This is a genomic window from Pseudomonas brassicacearum (assembly GCF_000585995.1).
GTDB classification, from domain to species: domain Bacteria; phylum Pseudomonadota; class Gammaproteobacteria; order Pseudomonadales; family Pseudomonadaceae; genus Aquipseudomonas; species Aquipseudomonas brassicacearum_A.
In genome coordinates, this window is sequence record NZ_CP007410.1 from 913,727 (window position 1) to 933,312 (window position 19,586).

The following is a 19,586-nucleotide window of genomic DNA, read 5'->3' on the forward strand; positions in this document are numbered from 1 at the left end:
GCGGCAAATCGTAAACACCTGTATCAAATCGTTGCGGCAACCCTAAGTGCCAACTCTGTTCGGTTTGTCACTTCTGCCTTGCGGAACAACGTATGGATCTGGTTTCGGACCGTATTTGGGCTTGAACCTAGTTCCCGGGCGATCTGCTTGTTGCTGATTCCGCTGGCGACTAGCTTCAGAATTTCAACTTCCCGGGTCGTAAATTGATACCAATCCAGCCCTGCGCCTATCTGCTCGAGTGGTACACAAGGTTGGAAATCGTCAGCTGCGTGAATTTGAGCTGCATGTTGAACGAGTACTGTGACCAGGCTTTTGGCAGTTTCAACGTTGTTCCAGCGCTTCGTCGAACTAACGACTGCAAAGAGAAGGTTGTTCTCGTCGAGGTGGGTGGCGTGGACGGCAAACCTTCTACCAAGGGTCGGCTCCTGTAGGAGCAAGCGGCGTCCTATACACGTGCATTTGCCGAGGTCAATCAAGGACGGCGCTCTCACTGCAGCCCATAGGGCGAGCAGCGAAGCACAGTGGCTCTGCAGCGTTTCGGGCTCTTCGTGAATTTCGCCTTCGAGAAAAAGGATTTTCTTGAAGTGAACGGCGGGGCCATTCACAGAGGCGATACCAATGGCAGTGCAGTCCACGTCCAGGTCTAGAAAGGATGGCGTTCTTATGCTTGTTTGAAGCCCTTGCCAGCTGTTCCTGTCGCTTTCCATATTCGCTCTCCCTGCCCGATGTAAGCACATCAGGAGCCTGGTTTCAGACACCTGATGTGCTTTGGACTTTGATTATATGGCCAAATGGTATCCCTCGCGACAGGCGTCGGCCGATTGGTACTGGTCTAACAACATCCGCTTTCTATGGGGCAGCAAGCAGCTGCCTGAGCGCCTTGAAAAGGAGCCAGCCCTTTGGTCACCTTCGGGTCTCGAAGAGCAGGTGTGTTGCAATCGAAAGGCGCGGCCTGACTCAGCGGTGGCTCGTTCACGCTGCGAAGTCCGAGGAAGGCGCCTTGGTAAGGAGCACGCATCATCAAGTCATATGTCTTTGCACATACAGCGACCCGCTCACCACGACGATACACATGTCCATCATCATCGCGCACTTCAAGCCAAGGACCGCGATAGATAACGGCCTGTCCTAACTCCCAGCACGGGCCTTGTTTACCTTTGTATGCCTTAACGGTGCACATGCGTACTTCAGCATCGCCAATTCTGTCGATAGCGCTTGCTGCCGTTGGCGACCAATGGAAGGTGATGCCATGGAAACCGGCTTGTTCGAACGCAGCTATCACAGCCGTTTCTGACGGTAACCGAAGTGGCGCTCCGGCAGGTGCGGACCTGACGGTGTGGTGAGAGGTCAAAGGTTCATCGCCTACAAGTACTGCGCAGACCACGCAACCGGTTAGGTTCAGAGCACGAAATGCTTCCCTCAATACCTGTTTTTCATCCTCAGCATTCACGCGATTGAGGGTGAAGTCCATCAGGATTCGACTGGCCCAACCATCAGAAACAGCGGGCGAACGCTCAACGCCAAATCGCAGTTTCTCCTCCAGTGCGATGTAACCATCGATGTCACGAATTAAGGCACCCTGGAGTAGTGGCTCAATAATGTTGGCATCACGCGATAAATCAGCAAGCGCCATTAGCCGCACGCAGCGAGCGTTGTCCATCATCGCTGCGCTTTTGCGTAGTTGGCGTGGGTCGCTATCAGCGATGATCAGTTCGCCGCGCATCTTGTCTACACACATAGACAGCAATTGAGAGTACGCACCTCCCCACCAAAGGACACGAGGTGGGGAGTCAGGCTGCTCATCAGCCTCGAGAGCGCCGTTCACTATGGCGGCGGTGTGGGTCAGTTCACGTTGCCAGGGCTCCAGTCGAGAGACCGCGGTATCAAGCATGTTCATTGGCAGAAACGTCCCAGGCATCGAGGTGGTCACGGTATTCAGTGTGAGCAGGCAGATCCGCGCCGAAGCGCTCAAGGTACCGTTGGATGGGCTGAGAGGAACGTATAAATCGGTCTTGGCAGATCTGCAGTGTGTTCAATGTCGTTTCAGTGAAGTTCAGGCCACGTTGGCTCAAAACCTTGAGCCACTGCCGGTCGAATTGCCAAGGGTAGGCACCGATTTCGAGGTTGGTCTGAGCGAACGTCAGGTAGCCTCGCTGGCGAATGTTGATGGCCTTTAGATCAACCGCTTGGAGGCTATCGTAGAAAATCACGGTCTTGGGGCGCGTGACTTTGCAGAACAGCCGCCATAGGTCTTTCATCGACGGACTGGTCTGATCGTCAACGACCAGGTTGACGTATTCACCTTCGGGCACCCAGCGAAACACGCTGGCGATGCTGGCTTGGAAAGCGTCCTGGTGCAGGAGGTTGAGCGCTTGGTCCGTAGCGACCGTATGCAGTTCGGCGTGATGGCGATCGGAGAGTAGCCTTTCGATACCCATCCATTGCTGATAGAGGCCATAGCGCTTACCGCTGTAGCGACCATCAGCAGAGCTACCAATCACGATGGATGGTCTGACGACAAGGAATGGAATGCCACATTCAGCAACTACGCGCTCAGCTGCCCGCTTGGTCAGCGTGTAGTTGGTAGGATCGCTCGGCGGCTCGTTCAGCGCCGTTTCTGGCACTACACCTCCAGAGTAGCCAGCGGAGTAGGCCGTGGAAACGAAGATAAAAAAGCTCACGCCTGCTTGTTTGGCTGCGACAGTAAGCCTTGCAGTGAAATCGACGTTCAGAGCTTGCAGCGCCTCATTATCGAAGTAATCGAGGCAACCTGCGCAGTGGACGACCGTGTCCACATTTCCTGAGCGAAGCATACTTTCCAGCAGCTCTACCGATGCGGTTTCAGCACCCTGCCAGTGAACAGTGGTCACCTTTTTCTCGAATTCGTCAGCACTTCTTCCCAATGCCAGCAGTTCACGCTGCACTTCTTCTGGAATGCCAACGTTATGGTCACCTCGCCTGGTCGGGATGACCAAGTGATCTGCCCAGTCATCACTAAGCGCTTGAGCAGCCATGAGTGCGCCGAGGAATCCCGTCCCTCCTGTCAGGAAGACGCGTTTTCCGTGGCGTGGGGTCTGGAGAGGCGTTTTCATCGGACCTCGCCACTCGTGGGATTAAGGTTGGTTTCAGAAGCTGCAGCCAGTGCGTTATGAATCATCGCTTGGTCTGGCACTCCACCGTAGGAGATCAGCGTCTGGTCAACAATGACGATCGGGAATGCACTCAGACCATGAGTCATGAACAACTCCGTGACTTGCTGGGCTACCGCGCCTTCTTTTGCGTTCAGCTCTGCGGATAGCTTCGGAAGGATCGATTGCGCAGTAGTCACGGTAATCGTGAGTACCGGCCAGTCCAGCTTGGCCTGCGTCAAGGCGTCACGTGCTGCCGCTTCGATCTGTTCGTCAACCTGCGTAGTGCCGGGCATACAGCAACTTGCAGAGAGCACCACGATAGCTTCGGGCCCCAATGCGCGTTTGACTTGGGTGATATCTGCGTCCGAAGTCTTTTTGAAAAAATTGAGCATGTCTTGCCCTCTTTATTTAGATGGTTACAGCACGAGTGCGACAGCCAGGCCAAGGACCAGAGCGCAAACAATGACTGTTAGCGTGTGGGCTATCACCAGGGGGAGTTTGAAAAGCCTGAACAGCAGCATGATCTCGGGAGGACTTGTGCCGATTGCCGCCACCAGAAAGGTCACAAGCGGTCCGACTGGAAACCCTTTCTCGATCAGGGCAAATCCGATTGGCAGTGCTGCTATGGGCGAGATGTACAGCGGTACGCCGACTAAGGCGCATGCCAGATACAGCCAGCCGGCCGGTAGTCGATCGACAAGGCTCATCAGTGTGTCTTTCGGTACGGCGCCGTAGATCAAGCCTCCGATAAACAAGCCGATCAGCAGATACGGCGCGACCGTCCGCAACTCCTGCTTGGCCGCAAGCCAAGCGAATCGACTCGCAGGTTGCCAACCGGGCCAAGTTCGAATCCCCTGGCCCAGGAAGGCGGCACTGCTCTTGGGGGCAGGTGCTATCGTCACGTGTCTTGCCAGTCCGAGCCTTCCTGCTGCCACACCAGCAGCGGAAGTCAGTGCCAGGCCGCCGATGATGAAAACAGCGCCAGGGACAAACCCCACAGTGAGGAACAGCAGAATAAACACACCCTCGTTCACTACTGGCGAGGCCACCAGGAAAGCGAAACTGGGCACGAAGCCAACGCCTGCCCTGAGCATGCCGCTCAGCACGGGAATCGTGGAGCAGGAGCAAAAGGGCGTGATGACGCCCCCAACACTGGCGGCAAATGCCGACCGCCAGCCCGAGGACCCAAGCAGCGAGCCTTGTGTCGCTTGAAAGGGCATGCGTTGTTGCAGCATTACCACAAACCAGGTGACCAGCAGGAAAAGCCCAATGAGCAGGGCACCGTCCATGAGCAGAAACTCGAAGAAGGCTTGAATCCCCTGCGTTAAGGTTGTGTTATCGGACATATGAGCTCCGCCGGTACTGATGACGGGCTGATGCAACGCGTCAGGCGTTGGCCAGCCCAGCGTTCATTGACGGGGTGCCGCCATAGGTTTGCATCGACTCGATCAGTGCCGCTGTGACAAGCGGATCGAAGTTCGCTTTATCGAGGGTTTCTACGTAGGTGTCCAAAGCTTCGATGCGAATTTCGTCGATGTCGGTCTTCAGGTCACCCAGTGAAAGAGCACCGCAGTCAATGTTCAGTCGGTCGCAGAGGAAGTGGCAGCTGGTGCTCACCATGCTGAACAGCTCAGGCATTACACGATGGTGGGCCCATTTAAGGCTTTCATGAACACCTTCCGGGTCTTTGGCGATCAGGCCACGGATACGTGCCAGGCCGATTCCCAGATGTTCCAGTTCGTCTTCCAGAATCTTTCCGGCCAGTGCTGAAGTGTCCGGATCGCCCTGGCGCTGCAGGGTTCGGTACAGCACGATGGCCATGGTTTCGGTCATCAGGTCTTGAATGATCAGGCACGCAGCCAGATCCTTGTTTTGAACAGCCGCGCTGAAGTGCCGGCGGATGTTGAACCACTGCGGCTCCACGATCTCACGCATCACGATGTAGTCGTGGCGTTTGCCCAGGCTGGCCAGCATCAGAATGTGTTTTGATTCTTCGTAGGCTTGTTTGACGGTTTCGATCTTGCTTTCGGTATCTGGCATCAACGGCACCATTTCCGAATAGTTCTCTACCGCCATCACCTCTCCAGCGATTGCGTTTGAAGCGATGTACGCGATCAGGTTGAAATAACCGTCGCTTTTATTGTGCTCAGTGCTCAGTTCTTCTCGGCGGTTTACAGCACGTAAGTCAACGGGTACGCGGTGATTTGGCTGGGTGCTGGCAGAAACTTCGTTCATTTTTATATCCTCCCATTAGGCTCAAGGACATTCCCTTGCCGCGCAATTGTCGGGAGGCTGCTGGCGTACAGCCATAGTACATAGCTTCTATTCAACGTTCGGTCCGTTCCGTCTTACGATTAGTCAGATATTGACGCATCGGTCACTCGGTGTGTCCCATGGAAATCGGGGAAGAAATGAATACAAGAACCTGGACGGCCCGGCACGTTGGCGTGCCTGTGCTGTGGATGCTGGGTGCGTTGCTTTGCCTGTCAGGCTGCAATCGTGAGACGGATCAAAAGACTGAAGCGAAGGCCGTGCGTGTCAGCGTCGTGGGGGCCAGTACCATCGCACCGCTGATAAGTGAACTGGCTAAAGCTTATGAGCGAGAGCATCCGGGCATTAGAATCGAGGTCCAGGCAGGCGGCAGTGCTCGGGGGATTATGGATGTGCGCAGCGGTACGGCTGTGCTTGGCATGGTCTCTCGTGAGCTCAAGCCTGAAGAGCGGGATCTGGAGCATGCGCTGATTGCCAAAGATGGCATCGGCATGATCGTTCATAAAAGCAACCCGATCACTGGTCTGACAAAAGAGCAGGTTGTCGGAATCTACACAGGCCGGATCACCCATTGGAAAGACGTTGGGGGAGATGATTCGCCTATCACCGTCGTGAGCAAGGCGGAGGGGCGATCGACCCTGGAAATTTTCAGTGGGTTCTTTGGTATCCCCTACAAAGATATCCGCGCCCACGTGATTATTGGAGACAACCAGCAGGGTATTCAGACTGTTGCGGGCTCTCCCGCTGCAATCGGCTACGTGTCCATTGGTTCGGCTGAGTATGAAGCCGATCAGGGGGCCGCAATTCGGCTAATTCCGTTGGGCAATCAGATTCCATCGACAGCGGCGGTAGCATCGGGCGAGTACGCGATCAGCCGAGATCTGAATCTGGTGTACAAAGCACCTCTCACAGAGCCGGTCCAGGACTTCCTGGCGTTTGCCCGCTCCAATGAAGCAGCAGCCTTTGTGACTCGCATGTACTTCATTCCGGTGACGAAATGACGGCCAGGCGCTGCTGATCAGGCACTCTCCATGACTTTATTGACAGATGAGGTGGTCGCGAAGGCCCATCCTGCGAAGCTGCGTGGATGGGCGTTCTGGTCGGCCATGTCCATGCTCGCTCTGCTAGGCGCGGCAATCGTGTTTTTGATTGTCGCTTTCTTGTTGAGTGAAGGCTTCCCCCTGATCGCGCAGGGGGGGCCTATAAGATTCTTTACAGACGAGGGGTGGTGGCCGCGGGACGCGAGCTACAACATGGCCCCAATGGTATTGGCGAGCCTTTACCTGACCATGGGTGCGCTTGTCGTTGCAACACCACTGAGCCTGGCCATTTCGCTGGTCACGACATTCAAAGCGCCCCCGCGGCTTGCTCGCGTGCTGCGCAATCTTGTGGAGCTCAGTGCTGCAGTGCCTACCGTGGTCTACGGTCTTTGGGGCGTCAGTTCGATCGTTCCGATCGTGAACATCTGGAGCCCGCCAGGTGCGAGTCTATTGGCCGGTGTCCTCATTGTTGCACTGATGATCATCCCAACGATCACGGTGTTGACCCAGTCGGCCCTTCAGACAGTTCCGACAGCTTATATACAGGGATCAACCGCGCTGGGCGTTTCAACCAGCCAGACATTGCTTCGTATCGTTATCCCTGCTGCCAGGCAGGGCATTGTTTGCGCAATGGTGCTCGGTGCTGCCCGAGCAATCGGCGAGACAATGGTGGTGTTGATGGTCTGTGGCAACATTGTGCAGGTACCGACTTCGCTGTTTGATCCAGTACGAGCGTTGACGGCGAACATTGCCTTGGAAATGCCCTACGCGATGGGGGATCACCGCGCTTCCCTGTTCGTAGCCGGGCTGCTGATGTTGCTCTTGGTCAGCGCGTTGGTTGCAGTGGGCGAGTGGATCGGTATGCGTCAGAGGAAGATGACTTCATGAGGCGCTTTCAGGTGTTCGGTTTCGACTTCCGGGATTTCGTCTGGACGTTCGTGATGTATGGTCTGACGTTGACGGCAGTTGCGATGCTCCTGTGGCCGCTGCTAACGGTGTTCGGTAACGGACTTCAGGTGCTGAGCTGGGACTTTCTGTTGGCAAGCCCGGAAGATGCAGGCCGCAGCGGGGGGATCGCCCCCATTCTCGTGTCCACCCTGGGAATTGTGTTGGTCAGCTTAACGGCCGCCTTGCCCTTGGCGTTTGGCGTCGCGGTCATGTTGACTGAGGGTTTTAATCCCGCAGGTTGGCCGGCTACGATACTGCGTTGCAGTCTCGACATACTGGCGGGCATTCCTTCGGTCGTGTTTGGATTATTTGGGCTCAGCCTGTTCTGTCGGCAATTGGAATTGGGATATTCAATTCTGGCCGGCGGGCTGACCTTGGCCTGCATGATCCTGCCCACTTTGGCGCGCTCACTGGCATTCTCCTTGGAGTCCGCGGGTATTGCCCATCGCGCTGGCGGCGCAGCGCTCGGCCTCTCGAAACAGTCAGTTTTATGGCATGTGATGGTACCGGTAGCGCTGCCTGGCATATGCGCGGGTGTGGTGCTCGCGTTGACAAGAGCCCTGGCGGAAACGGCTGTACTGCTCTTCACCAGCGGTTATTCCGACAGGATGCCCGAATCGGTTCTCGATTCCGGGCGCAGCGTCTCTGTTCATATTTATGACTTATCGACCAATGTGCCAGGCGGTACCCCTAACGCTTATGGCTCGGCCCTTGCGCTGCTGCTGCTTCTGGCCTTGCTCAGCTTCATTGTGCACGCCTTGACTCGTTGGATGCAGCGACGCATGACTGGCAACACGACACGGAGTCTCTGAATGATGAACAACGACAATAGAGCTATATCGCTTGAACCGTTTATACGAGCGGTATCAAGCGTGCACGGGGCGGTTACTCACTTGAGTACTGGTGCGTCAGGGCATATCGATATCCAGGATCTCTCCGTGAGTTATGGCAAGCGCACAGTCGTTGAGGGCGTGACGTTGCGCGTTCCACGCAATTCAGTCACCGCACTCATCGGTCCATCAGGGTGCGGGAAGTCGAGTTTGTTGTACTGCATCAACCGCCTGAACGATCTTGTGCCAGGCTGCTCGGTAGAAGGCTCGATCAACTTCAGCTGGATGGACAATAAGCATCTGGCAAAAAACTCGACCCAGTTGCGGCGCCAGGTTGGGATGCTGTTTCAACGTCCCAATCCATTTCCATTTTCGATTCGCAAGAACCTTGAATTCGCACTCAGGCAGCACGGCATTCAAGCGCAGGCCGATATCAATAGCCGCATTGAGTCGTCATTACGGGAAGTGGGGTTGTGGGACGAGGTGCATGATCGACTCGACAGTTCAGCGATGGCGTTGTCGGGTGGTCAGCAACAACGACTGTGTCTCGCCAGGGCGCTGGTGTTGGATCCTGATGTTTTGCTGATGGATGAACCATGCAGCGCCTTGGACCCGATCTCGACTCAAAAAATTGAAACGCTGATTCTTGGCCTGGCTCAACGACGAACGATCATTCTCGTGACCCATAGCTTGAGTCAGGCTCGCCGTGTAGCAGACCAGGTGGCTGTATTCTGGAAGCTTGGGGAGGTGGGCAAGTTGATTGAATGTGGCAAGGCCAGGGATGTGTTTGAGCGGCCACGCCATGAGCTGACTCAGACCTATTTGCAGTTCGCTTGAATTGAGCAACAGGCGCGTTGCAGTGCCATGGTACATCGGTTCCATTGTGGGGGGAGGGCGGCGATTTCTACTATGGACGCATGAACAAATACTCTCCTGACCCCGAGCAATACCCTACCGCGAGAGTGCAAGCGCTCTCGCTTCATGTCCACGACCTGCTCAAACATGCAGCACAGGTGCATGCAGCGGCAACGGTCACTTCTGTATCGCTGGAGGGGACGGTTGAAACTCAAACCTACGCTCAGCTGGCAAAAGCTGCGCATAGCTGCGCCATGGAGCTTCACGCCATGGGGCTTCGGTCTGGAGAAGCACTTGTCAGCTTTGGTTTCAGTTCGCTCGATCAAATGGCTTGGCTGTACGCAGCACTACGCCAGGGCGTGGCCACTCATTTTCTGAACCCTCAGCATCACCCAGAAGATCTCGGGCGCTTTCTTCAGCAGCTGCGGCCAAGCCTGTTGCTGCATGACGCTGTGACGGTGAGTGCTGCCCAGTCATTCGCAGCGTTGGTACCGGGTACGGCGATGCGCGATATGGCACGGCGGGGCATCGGGAGTGGTAGCGAAAGCGTCGCCGTGGAGTTTGCGGAAAATACGGTATCCCATGTCTGCTACTCATCGGGTACCACAGGCGTTCCGAAGGTTGTTGAGTACACGCACCGTTCAACCGTGTTGCATGCCTGGGCCTGTGCCTTGCCCGACGCAATGGGCTTGAACAGTGCCGATCGGGTTATGCCGCTCATGCAGAATTTCCACGCCAGTGCATGGGGCGCTCCTTTTGTTTGCCCGCTAGTCGGTGCGTCATTGGTGCTCGTACCACCGCATCGCGATCCTGCGCAGTGGTTTCAATGGATCGAGAAGCACCGCGTTACGGTCTTGGGGGCAGTCTCTGCACATTGGCTGGCGCTCGTGCGCTACATGCGAACCAACGGATTGAGCTTCAGCACCCTGCGCCGCACGGTTGTCGGGGGTACGCGACTACCTTTTGATGTTGCTCAGTTCATCCAGGAAAAGCTTGGCGTCGAGGTATGTCATGCCTGGGGAATGACTGAGACATCACCCTTGGCCACTATCGAGCGCTTCGATAGCAGCAAGGCCGCTCTGCGTCACGGCAAACCTGTATTTGGCATTGAATTGGCCGTGCAGTGCGAAGAGGGTGTTTGCTCGACGCAGGGGACTGGTGAGCTGATGGCCCGTGGGCATTGGGTTGCCCACAGCACAGCAAATAGCAGTAGTTGGCTGGCAACCGGGGACTTCGCGACGCTGCACGAAAACTCGGAGTTAGAGGTCATCGATCGCATGGAGGATTCGTTGACCGCCGATGGTATCCCCCTCAGTTCAGCCCTTGTGGAGCATCAGGCTCGATTGGTTCCAGGTGTTGCAGATGCAGCATTGCTGGTCACCGACGTTACCTCCGGCAGGAGCGTGCTTGCTTGGGTGGCTATGCCTGAGGTCGATTCCGACTCAGTCACTGCCGAGCTCGAACAAATCCTTTCCAAGACCTTCAACGGGTGGCGTCCGACGCAGTTCACCGTCGTGGATGCGTTTCCGTATACAGCCTCTGCAAAGGTCCAGAAACACCTTCTCAAAGATCACATCGCTCAGTTGTACAAAGGCGATGCGGCTTTGACTCCCACTTCCTCCTGCTGATGCCTGACTTATGACGCAAATAACGAAAACTGCAGCGGTAGATTCTGTTCACGAAAGCGGCATCAAGAGTTCATTGCCCTTGGAACGGTATGTGACCTGGGTGGTCGATCATCGGCGTTGGGTCATTGCCCTGATACTGGCTCTATCGGCGTTCTTCGGCTTTTTTGCAGCCAAACAACAAGTGATCATCAACCCTGCCGCAGTTGTCCCGCAGAGCCATCCATACATCAAGGCGACCAATACGATCGAGAGGATCTTCGGTTCGAAGTACCTCGTGGTGATCGGTCTGACCCCAGCTCAGGGCGATGCGCTGCAACCTCAGGTGCTCGAAGCCGTGAAGCGCATCACGGACAAGCTCTATGCTGCGCCATCAGTGACCAAACAGACGCTGCTGAGTCTTTCCTCGCGGCAAGCAAAGAGTATCCGTGGGAACGCCGAAGGGTTTGAGGCCAAGCCGTTGCTCGGTGATCAGATACCGACGACCGCAGAGCAACTGAGCGCCCTGAAGTCGGCCATCGATGCAAACCCGGTTTATCGGGACACCGTAATCTCCAGCGACTGGCGAACAGCTACGATCATGCTGGAGCTCAAGGAAAATCCCAATGGTTTTGGGGCAATGCTCTCGGATGTTCATCAAATCCTGAGCCAGGAGAATACGCCAGGCGTCGAGATCTCCTTGAGTGGCAATCCGGTGTTCCTGCACCAGGCTGAGGTTTTTGCAGATCGAATCAATTGGTTATTCCCCATCGCGGTGCTGGTGATTGGCTTGCTGCACTACGAAGCCTTCCGTACCCGTCAGGGACTGATTCTTCCCTTGGTCACAGCATTGCTCTCGGTGGTCTGGGGCGTCGGTATCATGGGATTGATGAAGGTGCCGATGGATATCTTCAATTCGCCCACGCCAATCCTGATTCTTGCCGTTGCGGCTGGGCACGCCGTTCAATTACTCAAACGCTACTACGAACACTTCATCGAACTGGTCAACGGGCAGCACATGGCCCCAGAAGTGGCCAACCGGCTGGCGACGATTCAATCGCTCGTGGCAGTGGGTCCCGTTTTGGTGATTGCCGGTGGTGTCGCAGCTTTGGGTTTCTTCTCGTTGGTAGTGTTCGAGCTTGAAACCGTCCGGGCCTTCGGTATTTTCACGGGCATCGGCATCCTCGCCGCGGTGCTACTGGAGTTCACGTTCACCCCGGCAGTTCGTGCCAGCCTGAAACCCCCTTCGGCGGCACAGATTGATACCGAGACCAAACCGCGAATTTGGGATCGCCTGAGTGCTCGCATTGCTCATTTGGTAATCACGCCGCGCAGTCGTAGGCGGATCCTGGCGGCCTTCGTCGTATTGATAGGTGTTGCGATTGCTGGCTGGCCCAAGGTGCATGTCGATAACTCGAGCAAGAGTTTCTTCTCTGACTCACTGCCACTGCAGCGGGACGATAACCTGCTGAACGCACAGACTGGCGGTACCAACGTTCTGTATGTAATGGTCGATACAGGGCAGGCCGATGGCGTGAAAGATCCACAGATCCTGAATGCTATCCGGGAGCTCCAGGCTGATGCCGCGAAGCGCTCGATCGTGGGTAAGACCTTGTCCATCGATGACTTTCTCCAGCGCATGCACGGCGCTGCATCTGGGGACACGGGTGCTATTAATCCACTACCTGACGATCGAAACCTGATCGCCCAGTACTTGTTCCTTTACTCGATGTCTGGCGATCCGGAAGACTTCTCGGCGCATGTCGATTATGACTACCAGCGAGCGAAGATCTCGATCATGTTGCGGACCAACAGCAACGCTGAAATTGATCGGCTGGTCAACGAGCTGCGTGAAATTGCGAACCAACGCTTCCCCAAAAATGTAACGGTTTCGTTCGGCGGGGAGGTGGCGCAGACACTGGCAGTCACTGATGTGATGGTGCACAGCAAGCTGCTGAATATCGCACAAATCCTCGGTGTTATTTTTGCGGTATCCGTTATCGCCTTCCGTTCGTTCACCGCTGGCCTACTGGTGCTGTCGCCGCTACTTGTGGTCCTTTCGCTGGTCTTCGGCGTCATGGGCTACTTCGGTGTCCCTCTGAACATTCCCAACTCGTTGATCTCCGCCATGGCGGTGGGGATTGGCGCTGACTACGCGATCTATCTCATATACCGCATTGGTGAGTACACAGCCCAGGGCAAGGCTTTGCCTCAGGCCGTAGAAATGGCAATGAAAACCGCGGGTAAAGCCTGTCTGTTCGTTGCCACTGCTGTGGCAGGTGGCTATGCCGTCCTCATGTTCTCCTACGACTATAAGGTTCATATGTGGCTTTCTACTTTCATCGTGCTGGCGATGCTGGCAAGCGTGTTGGCAACCCTGACTCTCATTCCGAGCGCCATTCTGACCTTCAAACCAGCATTCATTTTCCAGCGTCGCTCGGGTGATCGTGGCGCAGTGCTGTTGATCATCCTGGCTGCTATCGGCTTCCTGACTTACTCACAGGTAGGTTGGTCGGCAGAGTTGGAGGCGAAGCAAATCATGGAGCGCAATGCTGCTGTAACTCGCTTCAGCACTTCCACGGCGGATGCAGAGTTTGTGCTGCAGACCAAGGATGGTGGTAAGCGCGTTCGCAAGTCGAACATGGCGTCGAAACTTCAGGAAAATGGGCAAGACACTATGCGTCTGGTCCGCTTCGAAGCGCCGGCAGACATTCGCGGAACCACGACTTTGCTCGTTGAACGCTCGGCCCAGGATGACGATATGTGGGTATACCTGCCGGCGATGAAGCGTGTGCGCCGCCTGGTAGCCTCGAACAAAAAAGACAGCTTCATCGGTACTGATTTTAGTTATGGCGATGTCATGGGGCACAAGGTCGGCGACTGGAAGCACACCTTGCTCAGCCAGCAGGCACGTGACGGTGTTGAGCATTACGTCATTGAGTCGGTACCCGCTGAGGATAGCGTCCGCACTAATTCGGGATATGCCAAACGCATGACTTGGGTGCGCAAGGACAATTTCGCCACGACTTACGTGGAAGCCTCGGATGCCAGTGGACAGCCTTACAAACAATTTTCCTTCGCGGACATCCAGTTGGTTGATTCAGCAAATGGAAAGTGGCAGCCAATGAAAACCGAGGGCAAGAATCTACAGAGTGGGCATACCACCACGATTACTTTCTCCAACTTCAAGGTCGGCGAGTCGCTGAGCGACAGCCTCTTCTCCGCGAACAACATAGCTTCCAAATAAGGAGAGGAGATGAGCGGGTCCTTTTTGCCCTGGTGGCGGGCCGGTGCTGTCGCGCCCCTGATTCTCTGCGCGAGCGCTTTTGCCAGCGCGCCGGAAGTGACAGGTGAGGTCGCTTCAGGCGTGTGGTCATCCAACCGCATGTTGGATGACCAACACGCGGTGTCCTCCAGTCGTGCCAAGCTTAAACTGGATTGGCAGGCGTCCGAAAGCCTGCAGTTGAACAGTGAGGTCTGGGCGCTATCGTCCCCGGAGCGTCTGGATGAGAAGCGTGAAGACGCAGGAGTCAATGAGCTGTATGTGAAAAGCAGTGAGACGGTGTGTGCGCCTGCCCTGGGCAAAAAGCTGGTGATGTGGGGGCGTGCTGATGGGATCAATCCCACCGATCAGGTTTCACCGAGCAACTACCGAAGGTTGACCCCTGAGACGACTGATCAGCGCACGGGAAACTGGGGACTGCACCTGGACTGTGAGGTGGGCGCGGGAAAGCTGCAGGTGCATGTATTGGATCGATTCCAATTTAATGATGTGCCGCTGGAGAAGACACCAGGTGTGGTCTTCAGGGAGCAAGATCCAGATGTGCGCCCTACCGTTGCGGTGAAGTATGACGTGCTGGGTTCTGATGCTGATTGGTCGGTGAGTGTCATAGACGGCCATGACTTGTTTCCAACCTTTGCGGTACGAAGTGCCACGTCTGAAGGCATCACGCTCGGTCAGCACGCTACTCGCATGCGCATGATCGGTAGCGACTTCACAATAGTCCGTGGGGAAATGGCCTATAGGGGGGAAATTGCTTGGGTGGATTTTGAGCAGTCATCGAATCCTGCTGTTGCCCGTCGACAGCCCTATACCTCAGCAATTGGTGGTGCTGAGTGGTACGTCGGTGACCGCGAGACTGTTTCGTTGCAGGGCTTTTGGCGGCACTTGAGGTCAGTTTCGAGTCTGTCGAACGACCCGTTGCTTGCTCAGGTACAAGCGGCACAGGCGCTGATCAGCAATGAGCTCGACCGTGATCAGTATGGGGTTACGCTCAGGTATGCCAAGCCACTGTTCGACTCAAAAGCCGACCTTGATCTCTTTGCCGTTTGGACTGAGCCCCGCAACGACTGGATGCTGCGAGGAAGACTCAAATACGCATTAACGGATTCGTGGCGGGTGAGCACCGGGTTCGACATCTTCAGGGGGCCCCAGGATTCCTTCCTGGGTCATTTGAGAACCAACTCATTAACGTTCGTTGAGGCAAGTTACAGCTGGTGATGCAGAGGCAGCAGCGCCAGTGGCGTCTGGTTTTTCACCATGCAGGCCGCTGAAGCAGGGCACAGCGCTGTGAACGCCGTCGAACTGGCTATCGCTTCTGATGCTTGGGATCGCTCCCTGCGTTCATACCCTCGATTTTTGGAAAAAGTCTTCCGCCGGGTTTTCCGCACCGGCATCGTCCTGACACCACCCATTTGCTTGCCACCCTGGCCGCTTTGGCAATCCGCCTGAGCTTCTGAACCGGAGATACTTAATGAAAGTCTTGTTCATGTGCACCCACAACAGCTGCCGCAGCATATTGTCGGAAGCACTGTTCAATCACCTGGCGCCCGAGGCAATGGAAGCGGTGAGCTCGGGAAGTTTTCCAAGTGGCAAGGTCAATGCTCAAGCGTTGAAGACTCTGGAAGCCGCCGGCGTTCCTACCAAAGGCCTATCAAGCAAGGCTTCGGATGCATTTGAAAATGCGCCACCGGACATTGTCATTACCGTGTGCGATCGTGCAGCAGGCGAGGCGTGCCCGATCTTCTTCGGCCCTTCTCTCAAAGCCCATTGGGGCTTGGCTGACCCATCCGTCGCGACCGGTAGCGAAGCGGAGATCGAAGCTGCGTTCCAAGTGACGCTAGCCAAGATCGAGGAACGGGTCCGCGCATTCATAGCTCTGCCTGTAAGGCAAATGGGTGAGGATGACCTCAAAGCAGCGCTCGTCAGCATCGGTAGTCTCTAACGATTGGATTCAAGGGTTGGAATGGACGACAGCTGGCCAAACATTCAACCAGAGCGGGTCGATCTACCCGCCACTGAAGCCTGCCACCATCACTGAGGACGTCATCCTTGTCTCTCGGTTTGACCGCCTGAGCTGGCGGTTGGAGAGGCGGGTGGTTTATGCGCTCAGAGAAGTGCCCATGACACCGTTTGACATTCTCAAGGTTAGCGCCGGGAGGCTGGGAATACCGAAACGGCTGGGGCTCAACAAGCTGTTGAGTAGCCCAGTAGCGCTGAAACCCTTGATTCACTGGATTTCAGGCACAAAAAAAGACGTCCGTGGACGTCTTTAGATGATGAAATGGTGGAGCCGGGGTAATCTGAATTGATATTGTATGTTACTGATTATTATAATTAATATATATTTTATATTTTAATTGGAATACCGATTGGAATACCTTCCGAAATAAACATTCGATCTGACAACCGCGCACAACCGCACTGCATTTCAAGCGAGGAAAGAAGCGAATGTTGACCTACTGGCGCGTATGTCGGCAGCAAAAATGCTAGAGCCTTTCGGAGTCGAAGCGCTTTGCGAGGAGCACTGCTACGGCTTACACCGCCAAGCAGAAAGGCCCCAGTCGTTGGGAACCTACGTGGCGATAGCCACGGCTCCCATTCAACCTGCCTGACGCCCCTTCATTCAAGGTTTCCACACCGTTACATGGCATTCCTCTGGGAAAGACTCAGTTTGGCAAACGACTCCACTTCTTGAATCTAACTGGGCGGTTGAATAGGTATACTCGGCACGGATTTCGTCGACGATGACGTGGAATGTAGCGGAGCCTCCCCTTGAACGAGTACGACTTTTCGCGGCTGAATGATAAAGAATTTGAGGTCTTCTGTACGGACTTACTTGGTGCCCATGAAGGTGTAATTTTCGAGCGTTTCAAGCCAGGGCGAGATGGTGGAATTGACGGTCGTTACATCGTAAACTCTGAAACCTTATGGATAGTTCAGTGCAAGCATTGGGCTCCAGCAGGTCGTGATCAACTATTTAAAAAAATTTCAGTTGAGGAAAGAGAAAAGGTTATAAAGCTAAATCCCCAGAGATATATCTTGGTGGTTTCTTTCAAGCTGTCGCCGAGCGATAAGAAGCGGTTGATGGAAGCATTGAGTCCGTTTGTAAAAAGCCCTAGCGATATTCTCGGTCAGGAAGATTTAAATGATCTTCTTGCTAAGTACCCAGCGGTAGAGTCTCGTCATTATAAGCTTTGGCTTGTTAGCTCAAACTTGATGCGGTACTTTATGGATAAAGCTATTCATGATCGTAGCAGAAATACTATCGAAGAAATAATCAGTAAGTCAGCGGTCTACACGCAAACATCGAATCACTCCGCCGCAATTGAACGGTTGGAAAAATATCATGTTGTCGTTTTGACCGGGGCCGCGGGTATTGGTAAGACGACACTGGCAGAACAGTTGATATTGCACTATGTGGCACAGGGCTACTCGCTGGTAGAAATTTCTAAAGATGTCATTGAAGCAGAAAGTGTGTATCTGCCGGAAGAGAAGCAAATATTCTATTTTGATGATTTCTTGGGGCGAAACTACTTGGAGGCGGTGAGTGGGGTTGAAAGCGCAGAAGTGGTCAGTTTTATAAGGAGGGTTGCAAGAGATAGAAATAAGCGTTTTGTCCTAACATCAAGGACTACTATTTTAAGTCAAGGGAAAATGCTCAGTGATGTTTTCGAGAATGGCAATGTGCACACAAAGGAGTATGAGATTACGCTTGATTCTCTAACAAGGTTAGATAAAGCGAATATTTTGTACAACCATATCTGGCACTCATCCTTGGGTATTGAGTTTATCGATCAGATTTACGAGTCTAAGCGCTATCGGGTTATTATCGATCATAAAAATTTTAACCCCCGACTGGTACAGTTTATCACCGATGCACAGCGGCTTGAAAACGTGGCGGTAAATTCATACTGGCAGTACGCAGAGGGGCTGTTAAACAACCCGGAAAAGGTGTGGGATAACGTATTTGACGCTCTTTTAGACGATTGCGGTCGTGCCCTCGCTTTGCTAGTAGCAATGAATGGGCGTGAGATTTCTGAAGAAGCTCTTACCGAGGCGTTTGCTAGGTACATCAGCGCTCCCGGAGTAGGTGCATTATCTGGGAAAATGGATTTTTCCATCAATGTGCGCCATTTATCAGGTTCTATACTGACTCGCATGATCCTGAGTAGCTCTATACCTTACCTGAAACTATTTAATCCTTCATTGGGCGACTATATATTAGCGAGGTACTGTAAGAATGCACCGGCTTTACGTGCATGCTTTAGCAGCTTGCTAACTATGCAGTCTCTAACCACTATTTCCGAGTTGGTTAAGAACGGGTTTATTTCAAGCCGTTATGCAGGCGAATTTATTGATTTCACTTTTAGGCGTTTAGGGGAGCAAGAGTTTTTCGGGGTGTCAGGCGAGTACTTGGCAAATTTGTGCATGATAAGGGCTCAATACGTCCGCCCCCTGTGTGTTTCCGACAGTTCTCTTATTCGGGCAGTTGAAAAAATTCTAAGCGCTGACTGTGGAATGGGCTATATGTACTCCGCTCAGATAATTCTCTGGGCTCTTGACAAGGATATTGCTGGCGAGGACTTGTCTCGCATACAACGGTTTTTGTCAGTTGCTTTCGAAAATCACCCTTCGGATAGAGAAATGATTGCTCTTGGAGGAGTCGTAGCTCACATGATTCGGCACGGGTACAGCTATCTGGGTAACCTCTATGATGAAGTTGTTTCCTATCAGATGATAGAGGAGTTCGGAGATAACTTTCCTGAGGATCGAGTGTTCTCCGACATTAATACCGAGTCAAGTGCTAGGGCGAGACTTAAGGGGCTGATCTGTGAGTTGGCCGAAGAGTATGGCGCTGTAGATGTCTCCCATGTGGCTAGATCTGTTTATGACTCGATCGATCTGGAGCAGAAATTTTTTGAGCACTTCAATGAAGTAGATGCTGACTCACCTTCACCCTATGATCCACCTGTGAAGGCCAGGCCTCGTTTTGCCGATTTATCTAATGATGAAATAGATTACCTCTTTTCTCGAAACGACACTTGATTTGCTTACCTGTTGTCATGTCGTCGCGTAACTTCTAAATCATGAGATTGAATTGCCACATACCAACTATAGACTGGCTGTCGCATTACTTTCTTAGTTATGCGACGGCTCGGTTTTAGTAAAGCTTCAGATAAAAGCGGCGAAAATGGCTGCTCAGGCTAGTCTGCACCCAAGGTGGCCTCAGGCCGGTAGGAGCCCTAACGCCATCCCTGGCTCACTTCGCAAAGCGGTCAAGGAGCTATTTCTAGTTGAATAGAAGCTGTATCAGGGGCTGTGCGGTGGTACTGGGGCAAATCGTTAGCCGCTTAGAGCCGTGAGAGTGACCCGGTCAGTAAATACATCAGCTTCGCTTCGGACATCAATGCGAATTTAGGTGACCCCGCAGGCTCTAGTTTCTAAGTGGTGCGATAACTAAGCTGATGCTGGGAATCCTTCGTTTTGGCCAGCATGAGTCGACTATAGAGGCCACTGGCAAAAAGCAGCATCCTTGGAGACATAGGAACTGTGGTAGGCGGTCTCGAATGAATTGCGATCGAATTCTGGTTTGGCTTATGAGTGTCCTTGGCGAGCCTACATCA

At 54.0% G+C, this 19,586-nt stretch carries 15 protein-coding genes; 9 read left to right on the top strand and 6 right to left on the bottom strand.

Annotated features, from left to right (window positions below; genetic code table 11):
• Positions 1–23 precede the first annotated feature (23 nt).
• From CD58_RS03785 to CD58_RS03810, 6 genes are all read right to left on the bottom strand, one after another.
• Positions 24–707 (bottom strand): helix-turn-helix transcriptional regulator, encoded by a 684-nt coding sequence (locus tag CD58_RS03785; protein WP_025211743.1) that lies wholly within the window; start codon positions 705–707, stop codon positions 24–26.
• Between the two features lie 125 nt (positions 708–832).
• Complete coding sequence (locus CD58_RS28730) at positions 833–1,897, bottom strand: hypothetical protein (RefSeq protein ID WP_144238509.1); 1,065 nt, start codon at positions 1,895–1,897, stop codon at positions 833–835.
• Complete coding sequence (locus tag CD58_RS03795) at positions 1,884–3,092, bottom strand: SDR family oxidoreductase (protein ID WP_025211745.1); 1,209 nt, start codon at positions 3,090–3,092, stop codon at positions 1,884–1,886. The genes CD58_RS28730 and CD58_RS03795 overlap by 14 nt, the downstream gene beginning before the upstream one ends.
• On the bottom strand, positions 3,089–3,523 hold the full coding sequence (locus CD58_RS03800) for a hypothetical protein (protein WP_025211746.1): 435 nt from the start codon (positions 3,521–3,523) through the stop codon (positions 3,089–3,091). The genes CD58_RS03795 and CD58_RS03800 overlap by 4 nt, the downstream gene beginning before the upstream one ends.
• A gap of 24 nt (positions 3,524–3,547) precedes the next feature.
• Positions 3,548–4,477, bottom strand: coding sequence for a permease (locus CD58_RS03805; RefSeq protein ID WP_025211747.1), 930 nt, complete (start codon positions 4,475–4,477; stop codon positions 3,548–3,550).
• A 40-nt stretch (positions 4,478–4,517) separates the two neighbouring features.
• Positions 4,518–5,366: a long-chain fatty aldehyde decarbonylase gene (locus tag CD58_RS03810; RefSeq protein WP_025211748.1), complete on the bottom strand. Its 849-nt coding sequence runs from the start codon at positions 5,364–5,366 to the stop codon at positions 4,518–4,520.
• 158 nt (positions 5,367–5,524) lie between these two features.
• On the opposite strand from CD58_RS03810, the gene CD58_RS03815 reads away from it, so the two are divergent.
• The 9 genes from CD58_RS03815 to CD58_RS03860 all read left to right on the top strand — a co-directional run bounded on the left by CD58_RS03815 (position 5,525) and on the right by CD58_RS03860 (position 19,008).
• Positions 5,525–6,403 carry a phosphate ABC transporter substrate-binding protein gene (locus CD58_RS03815; RefSeq protein WP_200868905.1) on the top strand — a complete coding sequence of 293 codons (879 nt, stop codon included), beginning with the start codon at positions 5,525–5,527 and terminating at the stop codon, positions 6,401–6,403.
• 30 nt (positions 6,404–6,433) lie between these two features.
• The gene (pstC, locus tag CD58_RS03820; protein WP_025211750.1) at positions 6,434–7,330 is read left to right on the top strand and encodes a phosphate ABC transporter permease subunit PstC; all 897 of its coding nucleotides are present in this window, start codon (positions 6,434–6,436) and stop codon (positions 7,328–7,330) included.
• Complete coding sequence (pstA, locus tag CD58_RS03825) at positions 7,327–8,202, top strand: phosphate ABC transporter permease PstA (protein ID WP_025211751.1); 876 nt, start codon at positions 7,327–7,329, stop codon at positions 8,200–8,202. The genes pstC and pstA overlap by 4 nt, the downstream gene beginning before the upstream one ends.
• Positions 8,203–9,057, top strand: coding sequence for a phosphate ABC transporter ATP-binding protein (locus CD58_RS03830; RefSeq protein ID WP_025211752.1), 855 nt, complete (start codon positions 8,203–8,205; stop codon positions 9,055–9,057).
• A gap of 80 nt (positions 9,058–9,137) precedes the next feature.
• A complete protein-coding gene (locus CD58_RS28735; protein ID WP_025211753.1) occupies positions 9,138–10,703 on the top strand; it encodes an AMP-binding protein in 1,566 nt (521 codons plus the stop codon).
• Positions 10,704–10,713: 10 nt separating this feature from the next.
• Positions 10,714–13,926: an outer membrane lipoprotein-sorting protein gene (locus CD58_RS03840; protein WP_080712502.1), complete on the top strand. Its 3,213-nt coding sequence runs from the start codon at positions 10,714–10,716 to the stop codon at positions 13,924–13,926.
• 9 nt (positions 13,927–13,935) lie between these two features.
• On the top strand, positions 13,936–15,180 hold the full coding sequence (locus tag CD58_RS03845) for a hypothetical protein (protein WP_025211754.1): 1,245 nt from the start codon (positions 13,936–13,938) through the stop codon (positions 15,178–15,180).
• Between the two features lie 253 nt (positions 15,181–15,433).
• Positions 15,434–15,904: an arsenate reductase ArsC gene (locus CD58_RS03850; protein ID WP_025211755.1), complete on the top strand. Its 471-nt coding sequence runs from the start codon at positions 15,434–15,436 to the stop codon at positions 15,902–15,904.
• An 830-nt stretch (positions 15,905–16,734) separates the two neighbouring features.
• Complete coding sequence (locus CD58_RS03860; protein ID WP_025211757.1) at positions 16,735–19,008, top strand: restriction endonuclease; 2,274 nt, start codon at positions 16,735–16,737, stop codon at positions 19,006–19,008.
• The last annotated feature ends 578 nt before the right edge of the window (positions 19,009–19,586 follow it).